The organism is Mycobacterium sp. TH-M25 (genome assembly GCF_057473665.1).
Genome location: NZ_JBYCLA010000395.1, coordinates 1 through 3,513, shown reverse-complemented (window position 1 = coordinate 3,513; position 3,513 = coordinate 1). Strand labels below are relative to the sequence as shown.

The following is a 3,513-nucleotide window of genomic DNA, read 5'->3' as shown; positions in this document are numbered from 1 at the left end:
AAGTGGATATCGGGCAGGCGAATCCACTTCCTCACACCTAACAGGCCGGTGAGAGCGGTTTCAGTGGCATCCAGACCGTGAGTGACCCACGCTGTTTGGACCGGGGGTCCGAAAGAAATGCTCATCGTCTCGCAGAATAACTCAGCATCTCCCGGGCCCGAAACTAGCAGCGGAATGTTGCCACTATCGGTGCGGGCAAGCCGGCAGGCAGTCGCTGAACACGTTCTAATTTCGAGTCGTCGCGCTGAAAGGGGCCGAATCGAGACCAGTGTGCGTCAGCATCCCGAATAGCAAACGCACCTGGGTGTCGAAAACCGTCTGCACGTCGCTGAGCGTGTCGGCGCCGTACTGCCCGAACACCTCGAGGCTGATGGCGCCCACCACTCCGGCCCAGATGGCGAAACACTTCGCGATGACGGAATCATCACCGGGGAAACCGAATTCGTGTCTTATCCGGTCAAAGTCCGAGCATATCGGTTGTGGCGCAGTGTGATTGGTCAGCTTGATGTCGCCGGTAGCGATGCCCGCCGCCACGGCATCGAATAGCGCTCCGATGACCCGTGTTCCGGGGCCGGCCGTTCGTTCGCCCGGGGCGTGATAACCGGGGACCGGGCTCCCGTACAGCAGCGCCCAGCTGGCCGGGTGGCTAACAGCCCAGCGGCGTGCGGCGCGCGCGATGGCAAGCACGTCCTCGTTCCATGCATCTGGCGCGGCAGCGCGCTCGCCGTCGACGACGTCGGCAAGTTCGGAATACGCGTCGATCAGCAACAGCGTCAGCAATTCGTCACGGCTGGACACGTACCGATAGACCGCTGAGGACACCATGCCGAGATCGCGGGCGACCGCACGCAGTGACAACCCGGCCGCGCCGTGATCGACCAGATGGCGCCGACTGATCTCGATGATCTGCGCTTCGATGCGCTCGCGCGAGTCGCGCCGCCTTGCCATCGGGCAAGTTTCGCATAAAAGCGATCGGTGCTCTTGCTTTTTGGGTGCGGCTGTGTCATCGTCGAGTCTTCAGAGAGCGGTGCTCTCTTTTCGTCGAGAGGGGACAACTCGTGCCCGTGCGATACGACAAACCCAACGGGATCGCCAAAGTCGCCAACACGCTGGTCCGATGGCTGGCCGAGGTCGGCATCAGCCTGGCGGGCAGCCGCGTTGTGCGCGTCCGCGGCCGCAAAACCGGCGAGGTTCGCAGCGTGGTGGTCAACCTGCTGACCGTCGCCGACGTCGACTACCTGGTTTCGCCGCGGGGTGACACCCAGTGGGCGCGCAACGTCCGGGCGGCCGCCTCGGTCGAGGTGGGGCCGCGCTGGCGTCGGCGTGGGGCGCGGGCAAGCGAGGTCGCCGATGCGGCCAAACCCGAGCTGTTGCGGCGCTACTTGGAGAGGTGGTACTGGGAGGTCAAAGGGCACATCGCGGGGCTGACACCCGATTCCAGCGACGATCAGATCGTGGCCGCGGCGCCGTCGATCCCGGTCTTCGCGCTGACGGCTCTCACGTTCTAGATTGCCGGACCGCCGGTTCCGACGTCCTGGCGAACCTGCTGGGTAATGGACTGCCACGACACCGCCGCCGGGAAGTTACCCCAGACGCTGTTGAAGATCCCGACGATTCTGGCCGGACCGGGACCGTTGGCGAGGTACACCGGCCCACCGGAGTCACCCTGCCGGCTGATTGCGCCTTGGCCCATCGTGAACCAGCCGTTGTTGACGGATTCGACGGTCCCGCAGCTCTCGCCGCTGCCGACGCCGAAATGGCAGACCGGTTCGCCAGGCGTGACGACCAGGCCCGGGTCGGATTGCAGCATGCGGCCATCGGGCATGACGTTGTTCACCGTGACCTCGGGCGTCAGCACGATCGATTCGTAGTCGGAGATTTCCTGGTCGGTGTTGACGAATGCGCCGTTGGGTGTGTTGTCCCGGGACGTGGCAACATTCCCGATGACCTTGTTGTCGCGGTCGAGCACCGGTCCGTCGCTGCGGCAGTGACCTGCGCTGAAAGCCACCCTCAACCTGGGGTCCACGTAGCCCAGAGTGCACAGATGCGAGCCCTGGTGGATCTCCATCCCGGGAAAGACGAGGACCGGATCGGCATGCGCCCGAACAGGGGAAACCGGCACCGCCACCGCGATGACCGTCGCGCCGAAAGCGCGGATTACCCGACCCCCCACCCGCCGACTCCGATCCGTACGGGCCGACGCCCCTCCGGCCGGCCACGACGCTAACCAGTCAATATTAGGTCAGCCGACCTCGCGGAGAGGCTGAGTTGAAAACGCGCTGACCGCACTTGCGGACGGCGCGCTCCCACGGACGATCAAGGAATGGTCAGCACCTGTCCCGGGTGGATCAGATCCGGGTTGGAGATGCCGCTGGCGTCGGCGATTATTTGGTATTTGTTGCCGTCGCCGTAGAACTGCTCGGCGATGGCCCACAATGTGTCACCGGATTCGACGGTGTAGGTGCGTGCGGCTGCGGGCTCAGGCTCCGCGTGAGCGGCTTCCTCGACCGCGTGCTCCTCCGCGACTGGCGGTGCGGCAGCCGCTGGCTCGGGCGGCGGCGGGGCGTCGGTTTCGGTCTTGGTCGACCACGCGGCGGCGTCGCCGGAGTAGAGCACCAGATTGCGGTCGTCCTGAAGAACGAGGCGGACGTTCTTCTTGCCCTTGGTGTCGGTGTGCCACACCGGGTTGTTCGCGGTGTAGAGCACAAAGTTGCCGTCACTCTGGACCTCCGCGCGGACCACGTCTTCTCCGTTGGTGCCCGACGCCCAGATCGCATGTCCACGCGATGCGAGGACCAGGTTTCCGTCGTCTTGCAACGTCAGGGTGTAAGCCCCGTTGCTCGAGGTAAGCGCTTCTCCTTTGACGAGCTTTTGCCCCTCGGTGAGAGTGTCTCCCACAGCAATTCCCTTCTCGTGGACACGGCAGGTGGATACCGGCCTCGCGGTCGAACTTACTGATCTTTGCTGAGCAGTGGGGGCTTTCGGCGCGCTGCGATGAAAACGCCGGATGAACAACGTCACTCTGCTGAGCGGATGGTCGGCGTCAGGATGCCGGCCGTGTCGATGCTTTGGACTGCGACGCCGACGGGGCCTGCCAGCCGGGCGGCCCGAAGACGTGACCGAGTCGATCGCGCAGACGCGTTGCCGAACGGAGATCTCGGGCAATAGCCAGGTATTCGTGAGTCTGCAGCTTCCATACGTTGAATGTGTCCACCTGCTTGGTCAGGCCGTAGTGCGGGCGGAACGTCTCTTGCCGGAAAGTGCCGAACAACCGGTCCCACACAATGAAAATGCCGCCGTAATTCTTGTCGAGGTACTCGGCATCCATCCCGTGGTGTACACGATGATGCGACGGTGTGTTGAAGACGAATTCGAAAGGCGCCCACATTCTGCGGATGCGCTCGGTGTGTACCCAGAACTGATAGATCAGGTTGACCGAGAAGCTGCAGAACACCAGCCACGGCGGAATGCCCAAGAGTGGCAACGGAATCCACATGAGTATTTCGCCGCTGT

5 protein-coding genes and 1 pseudogene are annotated in these 3,513 nt (G+C 63.7%); 1 reads left to right on the top strand and 5 read right to left on the bottom strand.

Features of this window, described 5'->3' with window-relative positions; translation table 11 throughout:
- Both AC2VOU_RS13315 and AC2VOU_RS13310 read right to left on the bottom strand, forming a co-directional pair.
- Positions 1-125 (bottom strand): annotated as a pseudogene (locus tag AC2VOU_RS13315) (VOC family protein); the annotation flags it as partial.
- Between the two features lie 100 nt (positions 126-225).
- The gene (locus AC2VOU_RS13310) at positions 226-948 is read right to left on the bottom strand and encodes a TetR/AcrR family transcriptional regulator (RefSeq protein WP_486957806.1); all 723 of its coding nucleotides are present in this window, start codon (positions 946-948) and stop codon (positions 226-228) included.
- 110 nt (positions 949-1,058) lie between these two features.
- Between AC2VOU_RS13310 and AC2VOU_RS13305 the strand changes: the two genes are divergently transcribed.
- Entirely contained in the window at positions 1,059-1,508 is a 450-nt protein-coding gene (locus AC2VOU_RS13305) for a nitroreductase/quinone reductase family protein (RefSeq protein ID WP_486957805.1), read from the top strand.
- Here AC2VOU_RS13305 and AC2VOU_RS13300 read toward each other — a convergent pair.
- The 3 genes from AC2VOU_RS13300 to AC2VOU_RS13290 form a co-directional block, all read right to left on the bottom strand.
- Positions 1,505-2,173, bottom strand: a complete 669-nt coding sequence (locus AC2VOU_RS13300; protein WP_486957804.1) for an Rv1815 family serine proteinase — start codon at positions 2,171-2,173, stop codon at positions 1,505-1,507. The genes AC2VOU_RS13305 and AC2VOU_RS13300 overlap by 4 nt on opposite strands.
- Positions 2,174-2,316: 143 nt before the next feature.
- Positions 2,317-2,898: a LysM peptidoglycan-binding domain-containing protein gene (locus AC2VOU_RS13295; protein ID WP_486957803.1), complete on the bottom strand. Its 582-nt coding sequence runs from the start codon at positions 2,896-2,898 to the stop codon at positions 2,317-2,319.
- Positions 2,899-3,043: 145 nt separating this feature from the next.
- Positions 3,044-3,513: sterol desaturase family protein (locus AC2VOU_RS13290; protein ID WP_486957802.1), on the bottom strand; the 470-nt coding region annotated here is incomplete at its 5' end.

Excerpts from the sequence above, each read along its gene's own strand:
- AC2VOU_RS13310 (WP_486957806.1), bottom strand. The coding sequence starts at position 948 with ATGGCAAGGCGGCGCGACTCGCGCGAGCGCATCGAAGCGCAGATCATC.